Genomic DNA, 21974 nt, shown 5'->3' with positions numbered 1-21974 from the left:
TGCTGCATTACTCATCTTCAATTTGACAATCCGCTTCATACCCCAAACAAGATCATTGGCATTGGCTGATCTGCCATTATTAAACTTCAAACCATCACGCAAATGAAAGGTAATCACCGTACTGTGATCATCACCTGAAACATCCCAATGTGTTGCTAAAGCGGGAACCATTTTAGCAGGATCATCTGTCGCAGTACTCACCAAGTTATCACAAACATTGTCGATAATTTCACTTCCATAAACATCATTGAGCTGCGCAGGATCAAACGTACTGATTGCATCAAGATTCCAAGCCATCACAAGGGTATCGCCAGGTGTTTTTGCTGAAGCCTGTTGTACAACTACCCCCAGTGCAATAAGAGCAGAAACAAGAGAACCACTACTTTTCAATATTTTTTTCTTCAAGTTCATAAATTTTCCTTTTAAATAAAGTTTATTATATAAATTTCCCACGCAACAAGAACATGCTTAATAATAAGGTTAGACGATCCATAGGCCCCTAAAACAAAGTATTAAAATTTTAAAACAGCACCACTTACCAACCTTTCCTCCTGTCCATACTTAACAAGCCCCAATATGCACCGAAAAATAATTTAATATATGATGAATGACATAACCCATCACAAATCTATTGATAATATTACAACGTCTACCATTGAAAGCTATAAAACAAAGATTTCTTCTCTCTTATCAGGCAAGCTTGCCTCTTCTTTATTCTAGCGTTTTTTATGCCATCAAAGGACTATCCCCCGTTAGCTCAAAAACCTTAATAACAAAGAGCCTTCATAATAATTTGATATTTCAACAAAACAGAAAATTTTGCCCATCGGCCAACGTCAACCACCTCTACCCCTTCTGCAAAAGGAATTTTGAATTTTTCCATAATTCCCCGCTAAATAACGGCTTCTAATTATATCTTATTTCCAAATAAAAAGGAGCACGAGCACCACAAACCTCTGATATTCCCTCACGCGGACATACATAACAAAACTTTTTTCAATATCGTATTTTAAATATCTTTGCTCCTTTAACAACACTCAATTCATTGCTTATATTTTTTCAGAAAAAAAGATCTTTTCAAGGCACTAAGGTTGAAATATCTGAATATAATACCTATATAAGCACACCCTTATTAGAATAGATAGTCTTTTTTTAAGTAAACTGTCTTGAAATATTATTTCTATACACGACAATAATAAGTTCGTTACAAAATCTTCAATATACTAAAACTCTCACTCTGATGCGAAATATCGAAACGTTATAAAATTTCTCTACAAATTCTCAGAAACGAAAGGATTTCCTTTCATTTAATAAAAGAAGCGCCATGAAAATATCGCAAAAATGCAATAAAATATGTGCATATTTCAAAAACCAGCACCGTTAATCAGACTAAAGGTGATAAACTCAAAAAAGTAAGAAAAAATAAAAAAATGTTTTTGCTTTATGATAGTAACATCGCCGCACTATGATAATACAATAAGAAACACGATCTTCGAAAGTATATTAAAATGAAGCGAAAAAAAAGATTATTAGATTCTTTTCATGCGTTTCTTGGAAGAAAATTAAGCAGCGTTAGTCTAAAATTGCTTATCCTGTCATTCTTCATTGGCGTCGTAATGAATTTTTTGGGATGGACACACCGAAACCTCATACACAAAATAGTAGATTTTTTTCAATCACTATGGGAAGCAGGATTTATAACGCTTACAAATTTCTTCCATATAACTATGACGGGAGCTATTATTGTTGTGCCTATTTTTCTTATCTTACGAATTTTTCATAAAAAATAAAAGCCTTAACATTTTCCTTGCTTTAATCTTTTCGAAAAATCAAACGACATAGAAATCCTGTAGTAATAGCAATAATCACTGCAACAATACCATATAAAAAACGATACTTGTGCGCTGCATAAAAAATTGTATAAGCGATATGTGCTTTAACAATTTCAAGAGTCGTTGTTGCACTATCAATAAACTGTCCATCACGAAAAAGATAAGCACGAACTTTATAATGTCCAACTGGGATATTTGCTGGCAAACGAAAATGTGCTGTGAAAAGTGTGTCAGAACCAAAACGAACTCCACCTACTTCTTCATAATAAAGGCTTTTAGCTTTTTGCAACTTTATAAGTTCATCGCGAAAGATTTGTATTTTTTTCTGATCTTGTTCATCCGTCTGCAATGGCAAATAGAGTAATCCTAACCCCAAGCGTTTATAATCTTCAATGCTCGTAATATCGCCAATTTCACGCGTTGTGACCATAGAGTAAAAAAGAGGAACCTTTTTAAAAATAAGAGAATCTGTATTAACCCATACACCGGCATTGCGTTTTTTTTCTCGCATCACCATTGTCCGATCTTGTCCCTCCAAGCTTACAACAATATCATAACGGTTCTGTCGAGAATATAACGGATCAATATTTTCCAAAACACCAGCAATATAAAGATCACGACCAGCAAAATTTGCATCCACAGTAATCGTATTCGTTGTTACGATAATTTGGACAGTTTCGTGGTCAACTTGATCGATGAATGTAGCTGGCGTCCCAACATGTGACCATGTAGAAAAAGAAATAAAACAAAAGCAACCTGCAATGATGTATAAAGAAAATAATCTACCCATTTTTATCTCATAAGAATATCCAGAGAGAAAAGATTATCAGGGCGTATAAATAATTGAAAAGCAAGACGCATACACACAATCAACACTAAAAATGCAAGTGCCATACGCAATTGTTCAGCCTTTAACTTCCGTCCAACCCGTGTTCCATATTGCGCGCCAATACTTCCGCCAAGCATTAATAAAAAAGCCAAGACAATATCAACGGACTGATTAGTCATACTTTGCAAAACTGTCGTGAAAGAAGACACAAATGTAATCTGAAAAAGTGAAGTCCCAATCACCACACTGGTTGGAACACGTAGAAGATAAATCAATGCTGGTATCATAAAGAACCCCCCACCAATTCCCATAATAGAAGACAACAACCCCACAATGAGACCAATCCCTAAAACTGGAATGATGCTAACATATATCATAGATGTCCGAAAACGCATTTTTAAAGGTAAGCGATGAATCCAATTATGTCGACCAGCAAGACGAACATTGGTCTTTCCTGCCTTACGCTTGCGCATCATATCATACCAACTTTCAATGATCATCAAGCTTCCTACACTTCCAAGAAGAATCACATAAAGAAGCGAAATCATTAAGTCTAATTGACCTAACTTTTTCAAAACAGAGAAAACCTGAATCCCGATTAAAGAACCACCCCCTCCTCCAATCGCCAAAAGAATACCAAGTTTAATATCGAGCGTACGTCTTCTAAAATGTGTAATTGCTCCTGTTACAGATGACGCAATCATCTGGTTAGCACCTGTTCCAACAGCAATAGCAGGAGGAATATTATAAAAAATCAATAACGGTGTGATGAGAAACCCACCACCAATTCCAAAAAGGCCTGAAAAAAAACCAGCAACGACTCCCATACCAATCAAGATCAGCATATTGAGTGACATTTCAGCAATTGGTAAATAAATACTCACTTACAGAACCTTCAAGATAATTTGATGTTTTTTAACAATTAGAGAATCTTTCTCCAATTATACTCTTTTCCAATAATCTCTGTTGCGTATTTAAAAGGATAATTTTAGTTACTATAGCTTTCGCATAAACACGAATGCGCAATACATTTCACGTCTATTAACATCAACATCATAAAAATTAAAAAAAACGAGCTCCTTTTAAAAAGCTATAAAGACATAACGCTATAGCACCCACAAATACAACGGTTAAAAAACAAAGAACACTTTTTTTTACCAAATAAGATAAAAACGAGACATGTTCCCGAGACTGCGTCTTTAAAGAAGAAAAATCATTCTCAATGTAATGATTAGGTGCCTGAGCACCCATCATACCCTTTTCTTCTATCACAGCACGCTTTACTATTTCCTCATCCTTTTTAAAGGAAGATTTCAGAGCATCACTGGGCAAAGAGCTTCTATTTTCTTGCTGCAACGTATTTTCAACATTTTCTTGGAGTGGAACTATGCCGTTTTGTTTCGAAAAATTTTGTACCTTTTGAAAGAATAAGCGTTCTTGATTTCCCTCACATTCCATATGAGCAAGTTTTTGTACAACAGAATCAGGTGACTTTGAACGAGATACCTGTTGTGTTACAGTTGCTTCTTCTAAACTTTTTTTTTCACTCTGCAAACTTTGAACAATTGTTTTAATCTGCTCTAAAGACTGGAAAAGCTTTTTTTCTCTTTGTCGACGTATATAGTGTTCAGCCAAAATGGCCCGACTAATATCATCTAAGTAAGATTTAAAATGCTCTTCTACAGAACTCTGCTGCATTAAAGAACGAGGCGAATGCTTCATTTGCATTTGTGCATAAACGGTGCGTAATTTTTGAGCAATATCCGACATCGTTACTTCTACAGGAGTATCCATTCTCTCTTTTTTTTCAACAAAAGAAAAGACTTTATCGTTCCTAACCTGTTTGGTCGCTTGGTCGATCGTATGACCCTTCGTATTCACAAACGCCTACCCCTCATTAACCATTTTAAAAAGAATCGCAACAAATGATGAGAAAGTGTGCTCTATTTTAGTAAATAGAGCTTTAAGAATTCCCAAAAACTTTTTGGTTAGAAATATTTTCCCCTAATCTTTATCCAAAATATTTGAAAGAAAGATCTTTAATTTTTCTGTCTTCAAGATTTGAAGAGCAAAATCATCCCCCATTTTTATCTTTTTCACTTAATTTTTCATTGCATAAAGAACCTATTGCACCATCATAAACAAAGCATAAGAAAATAAAAAAATATTCTCACAAGACAGATTATTTTTTTTACTTTTTATTCAAGCAAATAAGGCAACTATGGCAATGCAAAAATATGAAGATTGAAAACGACGACGAGAAAATACAAGTAAACGTAAAAAAAGCTTATATGAAAGAGAACACAAGTTATAAATTGAGACTTCATTCTAAACAATTTGGTTTCTTATGAAGATTGCTATAAACTTGTGATCATAAAAACAAAGAGGATCATTATGAAGATAATTGTCGCTGTCAAACGTGTTGTTGATTATAACATCAAGATACGCGTCAAACCCGATAGTACAGGCGTTGATCTGTCTCACGTAAAAATGTCTATGAATCCTTTTGATGAGATAGCCGTGGAGGAGGCCATTCGCCAAAAAGAATCCGGTAAAATTTCAGAAGTTCTTCTTGTTTCAATTGGTCCAGAAGCAGCTCAAGAAACTCTACGAACAGGACTTGCAATGGGAGCTGATCGCGCACTTCTTGTCACAACGGATCAAACACTTGAACCCTTAGCAATTGCTAAGGTTCTCAAAACCATTGTTGATGAAGAAAAACCCGACATGGTCTTTTTAGGAAAACAAGCAATTGATGACGATAGCAACCAAACAGGACAAATGCTCGCTGCTCTTCTTGGGTGGGGACAAGCAACTTTTGCCTCACATCTTAACATAGAAAATGGGCATGCTACAGTTATTCGTGAAGTTGATAATGGAACACAAACCCTTTGTCTTCCCCTTCCCATGGTTATGACCGCCGATCTACGGCTCAATGAACCGCGTTACACCTCTCTCCCCAACATCATGAAAGCAAAAAAGAAAATCATTGAACAAAAATCTCTTGCTGATCTTGGCGTCGATACGAAAGCACGCTTAACAATTTTAAGCGTTGAAGAACCAAAACCCCGTCAATCCGGTATAAAAGTGGCAAATGTAGTAGAGCTTGTCAGAGCCTTAAAACAGAAGAACTGCATTTAATATTCTCACCATTAGAGTAAAAGCAACATTCACATAAAAGGGCAAAAACTTATGGCAATTCTTTTATTGGCTGATCATAATACAGAAGAAACAGCAAAAGTGCTCACCGCTGCACACGCACTCAGTAATGATATCGATATTCTGGTTTGCGGAGAAAAAATTCAAACGATAGCGGAAAATAGCGCTAAACTTAATGGTGTGCGGCAAGTTCTTATTGCAAAAGCAGACTATTTAGCCAATCAGCTTGCCGAGCCTATGACAGATACAATTCTCACGCTAGCAAATGATTATGATGTGATCATGGCAGCATCCAGTAGTACTGGGAAAAATGTGATGCCGCGCGTAGCAGCTCTTCTTGATCTTATGCAAATTTCAGATATTACCGCTATTCTTTCACCAGATACCTTCAAACGACCAATTTATGCAGGCAATGCATTTGAAACTGTACGCACCAATGATTATAAAAAGATTATAACAGTTCGCACCGCTTCTTTCACCCCAACGCCTTCCCAAAATAATTCTGCTCCCATTAAAACTATAACACCAGCTCCCAATCCAAATCTTTCTTCTTTCGTAAAAGCAGAAACCAACAAAAGTGATCGTCCCGATCTCACCTCAGCACGTGTTATTATATCAGGCGGGCGTGGTCTTGGTTCTCAAGAGAAATTTATGGCACTTCTTCTTCCTCTTGCAAAAAAATTAAATGCTGCTTTAGGTGCCAGCCGCGCAGCAGTGGATGCAGGCTATGCTCCCAACGACTGGCAAATTGGACAAACAGGAAAAGTCGTTGCCCCTGCACTCTATATCGCCGTTGGCATTTCCGGTGCAATCCAGCATTTAGCCGGTATAATGGATGCACAAGTTATTGTTGCCATTAATAAAGATGAAGAAGCTCCTATAATGCAAATTGCCGATTACACCCTTGTAGGTGACCTCCACCAAATTATTCCAGCATTGGAGAAAGCTTTATAAGTTATGAATACATCTCTGCATGACCAACGTGAAAGTATGGAGTTTGATATAGTCATTGTCGGAGCGGGACCTGCAGGGCTTTCTGCCGCAATTCGTTTTAAACAAATTAATCCTGAGCTTTCTGTCACAATTGTTGAAAAAGGGACCGAAGTTGGTGCACATGTTCTCTCGGGCGCAGTTGTTGACCCCATTGGTATCGATACACTCTTACCAGAATGGAGAAATGACAACGACCATCCCTTCACAACCCCAGTCACCCAGGACCAATTTTTTTTTCTAAAGCCTCAAAAAGCGACACTATTACCCAATATTTTGTATCCCAAAATCTTATCAAATAACGGATGTTATATCGTTTCTCTTGGGAACGTCTGCCGCTGGCTAAGCAAAAAAGCTGAAGCGTTGGGTGTTGAAATCTATCCTGGTTTTGCGGCAACAGAACCCATCATCCAAAAAGATAACGGAGCTATCATTGGTGTTCTCACCAGTGATATGGGGCTTAACAAAGATGGAACCCCTGGAAAAAATTATATGCCTGGTATGGCTTTATTGGCAAAATACACTCTGATTGCGGAAGGCGCCCGCGGCTCAATTGCAAAACAACTGATACAACATTTTAATCTTAGCAAAAATCGTGAACCACAAAAATTTGGTCTTGGTCTCAAAGAGCTCTGGGAAATTGCCCCCCAGAAACACCAACGCGGTTTAGTACAACATTTCACTGGTTGGCCCTTAGACAATAATACCGGTGGCGGTGGCTTTATTTATCACCAAGAAAACAATATCATTTCTGTCGGTTTTGTTGTACACTTAGATTACAAAAATCCTTATCTTTCTCCCTTTGAAGAATTTCAACGTTTTAAGACACATCCAAAGCTCTATGAAATCTTCAAAGGTGCAAAACGTCTTTCCTATGGTGCACGTGTTATCAGCGAAGGAGGTTGGCAATCTGTACCAAAACTCACCTTTCCTGGTGGGGTGCTTATTGGCTGCTCTGCTGGATTTGTCAATGTTCCTCGTATCAAAGGATCACACAATGCCATCTTATCTGGCATATTAGCTGCCGATAAAATCACTACTGCTCTTGCACAAGGACGTGCCCATGATGAGGTTAAAGAAATCGAAGAGCAGTGGCGAAAAGGGCTCATTGGCAAAGATCTTTATAAAGTGCGAAATGCCAAACCGCTCTGGGCAAAATATGGGACAAAATATGGAATTAAACTTGCCGGTTTTGATATGTGGTGGCAACAACTGTTCGGATTTTCCTTATTTAAAACACTCTCCCATGGAAAGGAAGATTATACATGCCTTGAACCAGCAGAAAAATTTCAACCCATTGCTTACCCAAAACCAGATGGCGTTGTAACCTTTGATCGCCTTTCAAGTGTTGCCCTTTCCAATACGCAGCATGAAGAAAATCAACCTTGCCATTTAAAAATAGCCTCATTAAAAAAACATAAAGACTCTGAATATGCAATCTATGGAGGACCCTCTACACGCTATTGTCCCGCCGCTGTCTACGAGTGGCTAGAGTATAATGATCATCTGACTTATATGATCAACGCTTCAAATTGCATACATTGTAAAACATGCGATATCAAAGATCCGAACCAAAATATCACTTGGATCTGTCCGCAAGGTAATGAGGGGCCCTTCTATCCCAATATGTAATTCCCCAATGTATAATCATTGTTCATTCTCCTAAAATTGAAATATACAAAACGCAATGGATAAAAATATTTCTCTCAGATCAAAAATCTATCAATCACCTTCCTGCATACGTTCTTTTACAATATAAAAAGGACTCTATTCTCATATAAAATACTCTCCCCACCACATGACTTTTTTCAACAAAAAAAACATAACATATTTTTATCAAAAATTTTTTATCTCAATGACAAAACAATAATGAATATATTCTTGACAATTCTGCGATAAAGAAACTGCCGCAGTTCTCGAAAACCTGAAGGAAAATAAACCGCTCTACTTACCCCTTTCCCCACATGATCCAAAATGCTTTTAGCCCCCTCATAAAAACATCAGTCATTTTAACTAGCTAAGAGCAAAACCCATGAAACTGCGCTTCAAGTTTATTTTTTCTCCTACACTTTGCCAAGTAATGCTCACTAAAGAAAACCACAGACAAATGTAGAAAAAACATTGCTAGATAACGAGATAAAGGGCATGCTTGTTCAAGCCATTTCAATGTTTCTACTGATAATGACACGAAAAAATCTTTAATCTTACATCAACCTTTTATTTTTGCATCAAGGATAATCGCCTTGCATCTAACCTTTACCAATATACTGCAATGAATGTGTGCAAATACCGTAAGAATAAGTAGATGCCAAGCCATGGAGACTATCGCTATTAGCAAAACATCCGATAAAAACCAAAATAGCTTTCATGACCACTCTATGACGCGTTTTATAGAGTGTTTTTTTATAAAAGCTTGTGCTTTCGCTGTTGCTTGTAAATCAACATCCAAATTGAACACAAGCGGTTATATTTAAAAGAAAGATTAAGGTAAATGAAAGCTCTGCGGGCCGCTCCAGCTTTTGTAGCTAGAACAAAAATATTGCGTATTCTATTTGAGTAATCTCCGAAACGAAAATACAGCTTCATTTAGCAAGAATATGAAATCTGAAAGGAAGAAACCTGTTTTTCTCTTTACTACCATCTGTCCATTCGGCTTTAGAACTTTCAAAAGCATCACAATATCTTCTAAAAATAAGAGATAACGTATTGTCCCCCCTTTTATAACTTACGTTTTTTATGGGAGCATATCCTTTAGAAAAAATAAAGTATCCAAAATTAAAGCAGACTTGTGTTGTTCAATCATGGGTTTGTTTTTGAGAGATAGCTCTCAACACATATCGGACAACTATTTTGCGACACTATTCAAAAAAGGTATAACGTACTCCTGTGAACGAACAGTTCCATATTTACGCAATAAAAAGTACAAGCTAACAGCATCATTTTTTCTGCGAGCCCCAATGATGCGATAATCTTTGCTTTGAGACGGTTCCGAAATGCACGAAAATGATTTTGATTAATTAGCTATAAGATGCGTCGAGATGATTTTACGATATTTAAAACTCCTAATCAATATGCAAATGATAAAATCTTCATTAAAAATCAAATATTTAAGATAAAAACCAGCTTTAAACATCTAAGATGCCCATTATACTGTTAAAGCTGTAGAGAATATGACAAAATAAAGTATTTTTCTGGTAAGGACTTATATTTAATCAATAACAATACAGTTAGCTGCCAGTTAGTTGTTTGTGTTTCAAAAGGAGCTGTTTACATTTTCTCAGAAAAACAATGTTGATATCAATAGAATATTTGAAAGATAGACGTTATGGAAATAATCTAAAAAGCTTAGCTTTTAAAAGAGCACAGCCACGCGTGAAATGGTGGCATGGGTAAAATTGTTTTTTGGTTCTCGAAGGAAAAACTTTATAGAAAATCATGGGGCTGATAGAATATCGGTTACATCTGGAATTTGTTTTACTGGAAAAGATAACGCGGTTCAAAATAGATAATAATGTTAGATTAAGACGTTAAATATGAGATTATCTTATTGTAGTGTAATCGATTATTCGAGTAAGGTAAGCCTTTGTAATGATAAAAAATCTGCTGGTAAAAAATGAGCCAAAATGGCTTATGAGTATGGATAAAAATCTTGTGGTGAGGAGAATTTAATGAAAAGAAAAGAGCATGTGTGAGAAAGCATATTTTATAGGTGCGCATGCTTATTCTGCACCCGTTATAGAATCAGGGCTTTATCTTGTGGCAACACCTATCGGAAATCTTGCAGATATTACGCTTCGTGCTTTGCAAGTGCTTGCAGGAATTGATATTTTAGCGTGTGAGGATACGCGAGTAACACGTGTTTTGTTGGAACGTTACGGTATTCAAAAAAAAACTTTTCTCTATCATGAATATAATGCGCAAAAAGCGGGTCCGAAGCTCTTAGCGGCTTTAGCAGAAAACAAAACAGTAGCACTTGTTTCAGATGCCGGAACACCACTTATTTCTGATCCCGGATTTCGATTGGTGGAAGAGGCCCGTAAAGCTGGTCATAAAATTATTCCCATTCCTGGAGCATCCGCTCTTTTAGCCGCTCTTATACCGACAGGGCTTCCTACTGATAGCTTTTTTTTTGCAGGTTTTTTGAGTGCGCGAAAGCTACAGCGCCGAAAACGGTTGGAACAATTAAAAGAGATTCCAGCAACTTTGATTTTTTATGAATCACCGCATCGTCTTGTTGAAACTTTACAGGATATGGTCACACTTTTTTCAGCTGATCGACCTGCTGCCATTTGTCGTGAATTAACAAAAAAGTTTGAAACAGTAGATGTTTCCAATTTGGGGGACTTATTAGAAAATTACAGAAAACAAACCCATATTCGTGGGGAAATTGTTGTACTTGTTGGAGAATCATCTTCTTCTTTAAATGTGATAAGTGATCAAGAAATTGATGAAATGCTCTTAGAACGCGCACGGACACATTCTGCTGCTCAAGCAGCAGCTTTTGTTGCAAAAAAAACCGGTTTTAAAAAGCAGGAACTTTTTCAGCGATTAATCTTTTTAAAAAATGCGTAAAATGATACAAAAAAAACGTAGACAAAAGTCTTTTTATCGAGGGATTCGTGCAGAAAAATTGGCTGCTTGGTGGCTACGTTGCAAAGGGTTTCACATTGCCGAAAGGCGTTTTAAAACAAAATGTGGAGAAATTGATTTAATTGCACGACGCGGAAATCTTGTGTTAATCGTTGAAGTTAAAGCACGTTCAACTTTGGCTGAAGCAATGGAAGCGGTTTCCCGAATGAATGAAAAGCGAATTGAGTCCGCTGCCGATATTTGGCTCGCACGGCAAAAAGATTATGTCCTTTTGTCTGTACGCTTTGATTTGATTGCAATTTTACCTTGGCGTTGGCCACAGCATATCCCTGCATTTTTTACATCTGATCAATAAAAGGCAGCCCCCGTTTTAACCATACTCAATAAAAAACATTTCGTTTTTATGTACATATGCGTTAAAAAGTGTGTAATAATTGAGCGCTATAAGGAGCAAAATATGGATGATTATGAAAAGTTTGCAACAGGTTTGCTCATTGTTTTTGGAGCGCTGATTATTGGTGGTTTAATGGCAATGCATATTGTACTTATGAATAAACCAGGTTTTTTATTTGCATTAGCCGCAGCTGTTGTTGGTTGGTTTTCTGCTTTTGCCGTTCTCTTTGACAAGCCTAAAATCTATTTGGTCTTGATTATTTTTGCTATGCTATGTGTTGCTTCTTCAATTAGCGTTTATGTTAGTTAAAATACTTGAGATGTTGATTAAGATTCCTTTTAAATTGTAAAATTGAGAAATAAAAATGAGACTTGGCTTTTTGGGAACGGGTACAATCAGTGCTTCAATGGTGAATGGCTTAATGACAAGCACGTTTGATGTTTCTTCCATTGTTGTTTCACCTCGCAATGCACAAACAGCAGAGCGCCTTTCAAACACTTATGACAAAGTTATGATTGCTGAAAATAACCAAGCATTGCTCGATGTTAGTGATTGTGTTTTTCTTTGCTTGCCCAACCAAATTGCAGAAGACGTTTTGCGCTCTCTTCGTTTTCGTCCAGAACAGCTGGTTATTTCCGTACTTGCTATGGCAAAAGCAGCAGAAATAGAAGAGTGGATTAATCATAAAGTTTATCGTGCTGTTCCATTACCTTTTGTTGCAGAATGCAAAAATCTGACACCAATCTATCCCGATCATCCCTTTTTACGCACTTTATTTGATGCATTGGGAGGCACATTGGTGCTGGATAAGGAAGAACAGTTTAATCTTTTTATGACAGCTGGTTCACTTATGGGAGTATATTTTAATTTTATAGAAACAGCCCATCAATGGTTTATAACACAGGGGTTAAAAAAACAGCAATCAGCAGAATTCCTTACCATGATGTTTGGAAATCTTACAGATGAAATGCGTAAAATTATAACAACGGATCGTTCTATATCTCTCGATTTTGCACTGCTTGAAAAAGAGTTTTCAACAAAGGGTGGAACAAATGAATTTTTGTCAAATTACTTTTCTCAACAAGGGGGAAGAAATGCTTTAACAACGGCTCTTGAAGCTACTTTGCAAAAAATGAATGCTTCTAAAAAGACTTGATCAATATTTTTATCATCTCAATAAGAAAGAGCTAAGTGTTGGAGATTTATATCACAAAAACTCATATCAAAAAATGCTTTTACATCTGAATAAGATACCCTTTTATGAAAATAATTGATTTTTAAAATATTTTTTACAACCTTTTACAATTTTTCTAAATTATTTTTATTTTCTGTCTTCTTCTTTTTGCGTCAAGTCCAATATTTTTCTACCTCACGGCTCTAGCTCTTCAATTTGGTTTCCCTTTAGGTTATCTGAATACATGAATAATTTTTTGTTTATTTAACCTATATACTCCATTCACACATTAAAACTTCCCCTTATAAAGAAGCAACTATTTTTATGTCTTTCATGATTGTGTTTTAATAAACTCTCTTAAACATCCCCCCATTCAAAAGAGTTTATTTTTTATTTGATCAACAATTTTACGATATAGTTTAGCATGCTCTTCACTAGGCTTAGCAACAAAAATAGGGATTCCCTCATCTGAAGAAAATCGTAAAGCTGCATCAAGCGGTATTTCCGCTAAGAAAGGGACTTCTCGACGTTCTGCTTCTGCCCGTGCACCACCATAGCCAAAAATATCATAGCGTTTTCCCGTATCAGGAGCGATAAAATAACTCATATTCTCAATGAGTCCTAAAATAGGAACATTGACTTTCATGAACATTTCTATTGCTTTACGCGCATCCACTAAAGCAAGATCTTGGGGTGTAGAGACAACCAACGCACCTGTTAATTGCACCTGTTGGGCAAGCGTTAATTGTGCATCCCCTGTACCGGGCGGCATATCAACGACTAAAACGTCCAGAGGTCCCCATACAACATCTCGTAACAATTGCGTTACAGCTGCCATAACCATAGGACCACGCCATACTACCGGCTTTTCTTCCTCAACCAAAAATCCCATCGACATCAATTTAAGTCCGAATTTTTCAAGAGGTTGAATCTTTTTTTCTCCAATAAGCTGTGGGTTTTGATTAACAAGTCCTGTCAAACGTGGCAACGATGGACCATAAATATCAGCATCCATCACCCCCGTTTTGAAACCAGAATCTTGTAAAGCTAAGGCGATATTTATTGCCATCGTAGATTTTCCGACCCCTCCCTTTCCAGAAGCAACAGCAATCACATGCCGCACACCTTCTATGGGCATTTTGATCGGTAAGTGATTTGCTTTCCGTCTAGGTGCTGCCTTTGTTGTTCTTTCTGCTGTAAGTGTGGCAACAACAGATTTCACTCCCTCCAAAGCGCATACCACCTTTTCAGCAGAACGGCGCAATGATTCCCATTCTTGCACACCTCCATCAGGAACTGTAATGGAAAAGAAAACCTTACCATCAGCAATCAATATTTCTGAAAGAAGCCCCAACGACACAATATCGCTTTCAAGATCTGGTCCTTTGATTGTACGTAATACGTTTCGGACAACCTCACTTGTGATAGGATCCACGTTCTTTCCTCTCTATAAAAATACCAGCAAATACAAGCATAAGAACGAAAAATACTTACAGGTTCATCACCTGATAATTTTCTACTTTACTCAGAATTAAAATATACATTACTTATATCTTATCTTTTAAGAAAGATGAAACCATCCTTAAATAAAGAATCTCAAACATAAAATCTGCTATAAAATCCTATCAATCATGTTTGTGCTATAACCACTTTAATGAATGCTATGATAAAAATTTTGTAAAAACAAAAACTGAAAAAAACTCTTAATATTAAAGGATACTTTAAATTGAGCATGCAGTAATCAGTCACACTTTCTGTAGTTCTTTAACGCCCTAGTCATTTATGTTCTGTAGACTCAATCGTTATTTTCTTACACTCTCACAGTATTGTAAAAAAAGTGTCACAGACAGTTATTAAGGTGTTTTGTATTCTTTCAAGAGAGAGAAGAACAATCTAAGATTGACTTTTTTTATATTTTTCCTTATGGGTTAACCGCCGTATGATAGGATAAAATTGTTCATCTCGCGCATAACTGCTCATAAAACGAAGATTAAGAAGGGCCGCACTCCGCGGTATTTAAATAAATGAAACGTACTTACCAACCCTCTAAACTTGTCCGTAAACGCCGCCATGGGTTTCGTGCACGCATGGCCACAGCTGGAGGACGTAAAGTTATTGCTGCAAGACGTGCTCGTGGACGTAAGCGGCTCTCTGCTTAACCATTTAAATTTTCACAACCGTTGAGGATTTCTCACCGTTTCTTCGTTGTGAAACTTTTATTATGAACCTCTAATGCCTGCTTGCAGGCATTTAGTGAAATTGCGAAATGTTCTTTTATGAAGAAAAAACATCCCTGCCGTATTCGCAAAAGAGCAGACTTTTTGGCTGCCCGTACAGGAGAAAAGCGACGTGGCCCTTTATTTTTGCTCGAAGTTAAATCTCGTGAACAAACAACAGAAAGAAAAGATTCTCTTTTTGCACGTGTAGGCTTCACTGTGACCCGTAAAAACGGTAATGCTGTGAAACGTAATCGTATTAAAAGGCGCTTGCGTGAAGCTGTGAGAGTTGGTGTAAAAAACCACATGGAAGCAGGAACAGATTATGTCATTGTAGCGTACCGTGATGTGTTACATGCGCCTTTTACATCCTTGATTAGTGAATTAAATCGGCGGATAAAACCAAAAATAAAACATCAGCAACAACAACAAGGGTGTACGGATGGAATATAACCGCAATTTCTTTATCGCTATTGGCTTATCTTTCGTAGTGCTCATCGCATGGCAGTTTCTTTATGTTGCTCCTAAACAAGCAAAGTTACAAAAACAACAAGTTATCACACAGCAATTGTCAAAACAACAATCAGCCCTTTCGAATACCACGACGAATTTTTCTGACGATACCTCAGCGCATCACGCAACATCTATCATCGAACAGCCAATGACCCCTGAAATTCGGAAAGCTGTATTGGCCAAAACAGAGCGTATTGTGATCAAAACCAATGAACTGGAAGGCTCTATTAATCTTGTTGGTGCACAATTTGATGACCTTCACCTCAAAAAATATCGTTTAACAGTCGATAAAAAATCACCGGAAATCGATTTGCTGAATCCTAAAGGTTTCAAAACAACCTACCTTGCTGAATTTGGTTTTGCAAGTGCGTCTTTGCCAGCAAAAGCTTTGCCACAATCGGATACAAAATGGCAAGTAGAGGGAAACAATACAATCCTGACTCCTTCAACACCCATCACTTTAATTTATAATAATGGACAGGGACAAATCTTCCGGCGGACCCTTTCTGTTGATGATCATTTCATGTTTACCATTGAGGATTCTATCAGCAATGAAAGTGATCAACCAATATATCTCTCGTCCTATGCCCGCGTTTCACGTGCAGCACCACCAGAACATACAAATGCAACCTATTTACTTCATGAAGGTATGATAGGTATTGCAGGAGATTCGCTCAAAACTGAAAAATATAAAACCTTAGCAGAGCTTGACCCAAATCCTGATAATGGGCAAAAGAGCATGACTTTCTCCAAAGTAACAGGAGGTTGGATTGGTATTACCGATAAATATTGGGCTGTAGCAGTTATCCCCCCGCAAAATAAAGAATATACAAGCCGTTTTATTTATTTTGATCGTTTGCAAACGCATTATCAGTCTGACTTGCTAGGATCGCCTTTAACGATTGCCCCAAATGAAACAAAAACTGTTACAAATCGTCTTTTTGCTGGTGCAAAACAAGTTGAAATTATTAATAATTATCAAAATGATCTAAAAATTAAAAAGTTTGCTCTTTTAATTGATTGGGGCTGGTTTGATTTCATCACCAAACCAATGTTTTCCCTCATTGATATTCTTTATAAACAAACAGGGAATTTTGGTATCGCCATCCTTCTTGTCACAGTGCTCTTAAAAACTCTTCTTTTCCCTCTAGCCAATAAATCTTATAAATCTATGGCACGCATGAAGCTTTTACAACCGCGGTTGCTAGAAATAAAAGAAAAATATCCCGATGACCAAACCAAACAACAAAAGGCAATAATAGAACTATATAAAACCGAAAAAATTAATCCCCTTGCAGGCTGTTGGCCAATGTTGGTTCAATTCCCAATATTCTTTGCTCTTTATAAAGTTCTTTATATCACCATTGAAATGCGCCATGCCCCTTTCTTTGGCTGGATTAAAGATTTAGCGGCACCCGATCCAACTTCTCTTTTTAACTTGTTTGGTCTCTTGCCATATACAACGCCAACATTTCTTATGATTGGTGCATGGCCTTTGATTATGGGAATAACGATGTTTTTACAAATGCGTATGAATCCCGCTCCTCAAGACCAAACTCAAGCAATGATATTCACATGGATGCCTGTTGTCTTTACTTTTATGCTCGCCTCTTTCCCTGTTGGTCTCGTCATCTATTGGGCATGGAACAATATATTATCAATCATTCAGCAAGGTATCATGATGAAGCGCCAAGGAGTTAAAATTGAGCTTTTTGATAATCTGAAAGCCATCTGGAGAAAATCACCTAAAAAAGAAGTGCATGAATGACAAGAGATTTTTCCCTTTCTGGAATTTTTTCTCGCAATTGGATTTTTATTCGTGGTGTACCAGCAATACGTTTTCTCCCCCCCGAAGGACCACCAGAAATTGCATTTGCAGGACGTTCCAATGTTGGGAAATCATCTTTAATCAACGCACTCGTTCAACAAAAAAGCTTAGCACGTACCTCAAATACACCAGGACGGACTCAAGAGCTTAATTATTTTGTCCCCGATGGCTTCAGTGGGCAACTAGGAGATCTTCCTCCTCTAGCATTAGTAGATATGCCTGGCTATGGTTTCGCTGCTGCTCCTAAAAATCTTGTTGATGCGTGGACGGATTTGATTTTTAGCTATTTACGGGGGCGCACAACATTAAAACGTGTATATATCTTGATTGATTCACGGCATGGAATAAAAAATAATGATGAAGATGTTCTTGCTCTCCTTGATAAAGCAGCCGTTTCTTATCAAATTGTTTTGACAAAAAGCGATAAAATCAAATCAAATGGCTTGGAAAAATTAATTATGAGCACACAAACAAAGCTTCTCAAACGTCCAGCAGCTTATCCTGAGCTTCTTGTAACCTCTTCAGAAAAAGCTCTCGGTTTAGAAGAATTACGTGCTGCCATTTTGCAAACCATCGCATAAGAGAACAATTCCTATCATTAACAATTTATTAATTATAATTGCTAGCAAATACTAATGATCTTGTACTTCTAGTCAAGCATCTTTATAAAAATAATTACTTGAAAGAATTCTCATCAACTCTATTTGATAGTGTAAATTATGCTGACACTTTTTCACTCTCCCCTATCCGCTGCCTCGCGCTTCATACGCCTCATTCTTGGGGAATATGGTGTCGCCACTCAACTGATTGAAGAATACGAATGGGCAAGAAGACACGAATTTCTAGCTCTCAATCCCGCTGGTCATGTTCCTGTTTTTCTCGATGAACACGAGGTTCCATTATCAGGTCCTCTTGTTATCTGCGAATATTTAGACGAAACACATGGAAGTTTACGACAAGACAATAAGCTCTTTCCGGAAAATCCTTTAGATCGTGCGGAAGTACGCCGTCTCAATGACTGGTTCTTAAATAAATTCGAAAATGAAGCAACGCGCCATATCGTACGAGAACGAATCCATAAACGTGAAATGCCACTTGCCATTGGCGGTGGTGCTCCTAATTCACAGATTTTACGCAATGCACGTGCCAATATTTTACCACATATGAACTATCTCAATTGGCTCTGTGCCTCTCGCGATAGCTTAGTCGGTTCTGCCTTGTCCTATGCAGACCTAGCAGCAGCAGCCTCTATTTCTGTCCTTGACTTTCTAGGGGAAATTGACTGGGAACAATCTCCTGCTGCCAAAGACTGGTATATGAGAATTAAATCACGCCCTTCTTTTCGTTCTCTTTTAACAGATCGCGTCCGCGGAATTGTTGCAAGTGCTCACTATGCAGATCTTGATTTCTAGCCTTTTTTCACAAACAAAGGTAAGAGCGATATTTTATCTAAAAGATATTTATAGGTTTATGAATTTTTATGCGTGCGTATAAACAATATAATAATACATTGATTTATAATCATATTAAACAGAGAATAAGAGCCATTATTATTGAAACACAAAAATCACTTTCTTGTCGTGCCACAAAAAAGAAAGGCTCTCTTTAAATACAAGGGCTATAGCATCATTGGAAGCTAGACAAATAAAATAACAATACTGAACGTATGTTATACTCTATTCTCCCCAATATATGAAACAACGTATTGTATAACATATATACCATTTGCTCTATAATAAACAAAGCCTCCTCATGCGTTTTTACAACATAACAATTTTTTCAACTGACTTTCCTAAAAGATGAAGAATCTGACCAACTCTCGTGTGTAAACAATCCAACTTCTTATTCATCCCTTGCCCCCCTTTTACGTGATTTATTTATGTATAATATATTGATATACAATGATAAATAATTATTTTTTTACCTTTAATCATCAATTCCAAATACCTTTTTCTCATTACCTTCATCACATTTAAAACAATCTAAATCGTTTTCTTATGTGTCACAAATGGAATTGATGAGTGAAAAAATATTAAAGAAAAGAATGAAAATACCTAAGTGCCAAGAGTTGTTAAAACATTAAAGGCTAATAAAACGTATGATAATGCTGATTTTCTCTATTTATGAAGCATAAAGATAGTGGCGCAGAATAGATTTTATATTATTCATAGATACTCTCATCTAATACCACTCACGAGCACTATCATAAAATAAGTTTAGAGGTATTGATAAATATTTCTTTAAGAAAAGCGCATGAACTGACAACATAGGTGTATTTTGTTTGGGAGATCTTGTTTTGCATGAAGAACGCTCCCCCCCTTAAAGAACGAAAGAAACAAAAGCATAAAATAATACACAATCTCCATTAGGTTTCATAAGCAAACCTTATTTAGGAATATTTATCACACACTCTAATGAAAAACATCTCTATTTAAATTTGTAGATCTTATATCACTTGCTCTAAACAACAGTGTTTTACAGCACAACAAGATAAATTAAATCAAGAAATTTTTTTCCTATAAAGAAAAGAACCATTGGAAAGAAGGAAAAAATTTGCCTATACTGCACAGTGAAGTATCATAAGGAGATAAGAATGCGCCTTACAGTTGTTGGTGCAAATGGAAGAATGGGACGTGAACTCATTACAGCAATCCAGCAGAGGAGAGATGTAGAGCTTTGTGCTGTTCTTGTACGCAAAGGCTCACCGTTTGTAGGAAAAGATGCCTGTGCTTTAATTGGTTCAGATTCTCTTGGGATTGGCATCACTGACGATCCCGAAAATGCCTTTTCTAATACAGAAGGTATTTTAGATTTTTCACAACCAGAAGCCAGTATTCTTTATGCTGACTACGCTGCTCAAAAAAGCCTTGTCCATATTATTGGCACCACAGGATTTAGCAAAACAGAAGAAGAAAAAATTGCAGATTTTGCGAAATATACAACAATTGTCAAATCCGGAAATATGAGCCTTGGAATAAATCTTTTAGCCAACCTTGTAAAGAAAGCCGCTAAAGCATTAGAAGCCGATGATTTTGATATCGAAGTTTATGAAATGCATCACGCTAACAAAGTTGACGCCCCTTCTGGAACAGCCCTGCTTATTGGCCAAGCAGCAGCTGAAGGGCGCAATGTTATGCTGCAAGATGTGCGTGTCAACGAACGCAATGGTCATATAGGTAAACGCAAAAAAGGCACCATTGGCTTTTCCTGTTCACGTGGTGGAACAGTTGTTGGAGAACACAGTGTCATTTTTGCCGGTTCCCATGAGCGCATTGTTCTTTCACATACAGCGCAAGAACGCTCTATCTTTGCCAATGGTGCATTAAAAGCAGCTTTATGGGCACAAAATCATGAAAGCGGTCTTTATTCAATGTTCGATGTTTTGGGATTGAACGATGAATTTTAAACAATCAATAGAATAGAGGCAATTCATAATGGGACGCATACTTACACTAATTCGTCATGGACAAAGTGAATGGAATCTCAAAAACCTTTTTACCGGTTGGAAAGATCCCGATTTAACAGAAAAAGGCCATGCAGAAGCGATAGCAGCAGGAAAAAAACTGAAAGAATATGGTTTGAAGTTTGATATCGCTTATACATCTGCCTTACAGCGTGCTCAAAAAACCGCTCAGCACATTTTAGAGCAAATGAGACAATCAGATTTAGAAGTGATAAAAAATCCCGCATTAAATGAACGTAATTATGGTGATCTTTCTGGTTTAAATAAAGATGAAGTACGCCAACAATGGGGGCAAGAGCAAGTGCAAATGTGGCGCCGCTCCTATACGATTGCGCCCCCGAATGGAGAAAGCCTACGCGACACCGGTGCACGCATCTGGCCTTATTATCTTTACCATATCCAACCTCATATTTTGCGCTCCCAAACTGTTTTGATCGCAGCGCATGGAAATTCTCTTCGTGCTCTTATTATGGCGCTTGAAGGTCTCTCTGGTGAGGAAATTATATCTCAAGAAATAGCGACCGGCATTCCTATTATTTACACATTTAATCCGGATTCAACAATTTTATCAAAGACAGTCCTCACACCTTAAACTTCTAAAATCATGATCTCCCCCCTAAAATTCAATTCAATCGTTTTAAGCTGAAAACATAAATTCTATAATTTTATTGACAGAATTGTTTCATACGCTTAGATGAATTTTATGAGCCCAGATGGCGGAATTGGTAGACGCGCAGGTTTCAGGTACCTGTGCCGTAAGGCGTGGAGGTTCGAGTCCTCTTTTGGGCACCATTTTGTATATTTAACATATTGAAATATACAGATTTTCTCTTTAAATAGCCATTTTCAGACCACCTTTTAGACCACCTTCTACAGTTTATATACTTTTACCTAATTTGTTCTTATTTTCTCCTTATTTTTCTTTGGAGTGAAGGCTAGGATCTCTTTTTTTCTCCATCTCACTGCTCTCCCTAGCTTATATGGCT

General features: G+C 37.1%; 20 protein-coding genes, 1 tRNA gene and 1 pseudogene. 16 read left to right on the top strand and 6 right to left on the bottom strand.

Annotated features, from left to right (window positions below):
- The coding region (locus ACFIK6_RS08125) for an ABC transporter substrate-binding protein (RefSeq protein ID WP_375642501.1) at positions 1–411 on the bottom strand (411 nt) is incomplete at its 3' end.
- Positions 412–1508: 1097 nt separating this feature from the next.
- Between ACFIK6_RS08125 and ACFIK6_RS08120 the strand changes: the two genes are divergently transcribed.
- Positions 1509–1790 (top strand): DUF6460 domain-containing protein, encoded by a 282-nt coding sequence (locus ACFIK6_RS08120; protein WP_375642502.1) that lies wholly within the window; start codon positions 1509–1511, stop codon positions 1788–1790.
- A gap of 22 nt (positions 1791–1812) precedes the next feature.
- Here ACFIK6_RS08120 and ACFIK6_RS08115 read toward each other — a convergent pair whose 3' ends face one another.
- The 3 genes from ACFIK6_RS08115 to ACFIK6_RS08105 form a co-directional block, all read right to left on the bottom strand.
- Positions 1813–2622, bottom strand: a complete 810-nt coding sequence (locus tag ACFIK6_RS08115; RefSeq protein ID WP_375627249.1) for a TIGR02186 family protein — start codon at positions 2620–2622, stop codon at positions 1813–1815.
- A gap of 2 nt (positions 2623–2624) precedes the next feature.
- Entirely contained in the window at positions 2625–3545 is a 921-nt protein-coding gene (locus tag ACFIK6_RS08110; protein ID WP_375642503.1) for a sulfite exporter TauE/SafE family protein, read from the bottom strand.
- A 178-nt stretch (positions 3546–3723) separates the two neighbouring features.
- The gene (locus ACFIK6_RS08105; protein WP_375642504.1) at positions 3724–4542 is read right to left on the bottom strand and encodes a hypothetical protein; all 819 of its coding nucleotides are present in this window, start codon (positions 4540–4542) and stop codon (positions 3724–3726) included.
- Between the two features lie 513 nt (positions 4543–5055).
- Between ACFIK6_RS08105 and ACFIK6_RS08100 the strand changes: the two genes are divergently transcribed.
- From ACFIK6_RS08100 to ACFIK6_RS08070, 7 genes are all read left to right on the top strand, one after another.
- On the top strand, positions 5056–5802 hold the full coding sequence (locus ACFIK6_RS08100; RefSeq protein WP_375642505.1) for an electron transfer flavoprotein subunit beta/FixA family protein: 747 nt from the start codon (positions 5056–5058) through the stop codon (positions 5800–5802).
- Between the two features lie 51 nt (positions 5803–5853).
- Entirely contained in the window at positions 5854–6774 is a 921-nt protein-coding gene (locus ACFIK6_RS08095) for an electron transfer flavoprotein subunit alpha/FixB family protein (protein ID WP_375642506.1), read from the top strand.
- A 3-nt stretch (positions 6775–6777) separates the two neighbouring features.
- Positions 6778–8442, top strand: coding sequence for a 4Fe-4S dicluster domain-containing protein (locus ACFIK6_RS08090; protein ID WP_375642507.1), 1665 nt, complete (start codon positions 6778–6780; stop codon positions 8440–8442).
- A 2052-nt stretch (positions 8443–10494) separates the two neighbouring features.
- Positions 10495–11382: a 16S rRNA (cytidine(1402)-2'-O)-methyltransferase gene (rsmI, locus tag ACFIK6_RS08085; RefSeq protein ID WP_375677529.1), complete on the top strand. Its 888-nt coding sequence runs from the start codon at positions 10495–10497 to the stop codon at positions 11380–11382.
- Positions 11383–11386: 4 nt separating this feature from the next.
- The gene (locus ACFIK6_RS08080; protein ID WP_375642517.1) at positions 11387–11755 is read left to right on the top strand and encodes a YraN family protein; all 369 of its coding nucleotides are present in this window, start codon (positions 11387–11389) and stop codon (positions 11753–11755) included.
- A gap of 102 nt (positions 11756–11857) precedes the next feature.
- The gene (locus ACFIK6_RS08075) at positions 11858–12103 is read left to right on the top strand and encodes a hypothetical protein (RefSeq protein WP_273723769.1); all 246 of its coding nucleotides are present in this window, start codon (positions 11858–11860) and stop codon (positions 12101–12103) included.
- Between the two features lie 55 nt (positions 12104–12158).
- On the top strand, positions 12159–12950 hold the full coding sequence (locus ACFIK6_RS08070) for a pyrroline-5-carboxylate reductase (RefSeq protein ID WP_375642509.1): 792 nt from the start codon (positions 12159–12161) through the stop codon (positions 12948–12950).
- Between the two features lie 391 nt (positions 12951–13341).
- On the opposite strand, the gene ACFIK6_RS08065 is transcribed toward ACFIK6_RS08070, so the two are convergent.
- A complete protein-coding gene (locus tag ACFIK6_RS08065; RefSeq protein ID WP_375677528.1) occupies positions 13342–14403 on the bottom strand; it encodes an Mrp/NBP35 family ATP-binding protein in 1062 nt (353 codons plus the stop codon).
- A 589-nt stretch (positions 14404–14992) separates the two neighbouring features.
- Here ACFIK6_RS08065 and rpmH point away from each other — a divergent pair.
- The 8 genes from rpmH to ACFIK6_RS08025 all read left to right on the top strand — a co-directional run bounded on the left by rpmH (position 14993) and on the right by ACFIK6_RS08025 (position 21780).
- Positions 14993–15127, top strand: a complete 135-nt coding sequence (gene rpmH, locus ACFIK6_RS08060) for a 50S ribosomal protein L34 (RefSeq protein WP_005864709.1) — start codon at positions 14993–14995, stop codon at positions 15125–15127.
- A 117-nt stretch (positions 15128–15244) separates the two neighbouring features.
- Positions 15245–15637, top strand: coding sequence for a ribonuclease P protein component (gene rnpA / locus ACFIK6_RS08055; RefSeq protein ID WP_375642511.1), 393 nt, complete (start codon positions 15245–15247; stop codon positions 15635–15637).
- Positions 15627–17465, top strand: coding sequence for a membrane protein insertase YidC (gene yidC, locus ACFIK6_RS08050; protein WP_375642512.1), 1839 nt, complete (start codon positions 15627–15629; stop codon positions 17463–17465). Before rnpA ends, yidC begins: the two co-directional genes overlap by 11 nt.
- Positions 17462–18106 carry a ribosome biogenesis GTP-binding protein YihA/YsxC gene (gene yihA / locus ACFIK6_RS08045; RefSeq protein ID WP_375642513.1) on the top strand — a complete coding sequence of 215 codons (645 nt, stop codon included), beginning with the start codon at positions 17462–17464 and terminating at the stop codon, positions 18104–18106. The genes yidC and yihA overlap by 4 nt, the downstream gene beginning before the upstream one ends.
- 138 nt (positions 18107–18244) lie before the next feature.
- Positions 18245–18937 carry a glutathione S-transferase family protein gene (locus ACFIK6_RS08040; RefSeq protein WP_375642514.1) on the top strand — a complete coding sequence of 231 codons (693 nt, stop codon included), beginning with the start codon at positions 18245–18247 and terminating at the stop codon, positions 18935–18937.
- Positions 18938–20118: 1181 nt separating this feature from the next.
- Positions 20119–20931, top strand: coding sequence for a 4-hydroxy-tetrahydrodipicolinate reductase (gene dapB / locus ACFIK6_RS08035; protein ID WP_375642515.1), 813 nt, complete (start codon positions 20119–20121; stop codon positions 20929–20931).
- Positions 20932–20959: 28 nt separating this feature from the next.
- Positions 20960–21580: a 2,3-bisphosphoglycerate-dependent phosphoglycerate mutase gene (locus ACFIK6_RS08030; protein WP_375642516.1), complete on the top strand. Its 621-nt coding sequence runs from the start codon at positions 20960–20962 to the stop codon at positions 21578–21580.
- A gap of 115 nt (positions 21581–21695) precedes the next feature.
- Positions 21696–21780, top strand: a tRNA-Leu gene (locus ACFIK6_RS08025).
- A 99-nt stretch (positions 21781–21879) separates the two neighbouring features.
- On the opposite strand, the pseudogene ACFIK6_RS08020 reads toward ACFIK6_RS08025, so the two are convergent.
- Positions 21880–21974, bottom strand: a pseudogene (locus ACFIK6_RS08020) (DNA-binding protein); the annotation flags it as partial.

The organism is Bartonella sp. AS69XJJH (assembly GCF_042195585.1).
Lineage (GTDB): Bacteria > Pseudomonadota > Alphaproteobacteria > Rhizobiales > Rhizobiaceae > Bartonella.
Note: the sequence above shows the minus strand (reverse complement) of the source record. Positions and strands in the feature narration are given on the sequence as shown.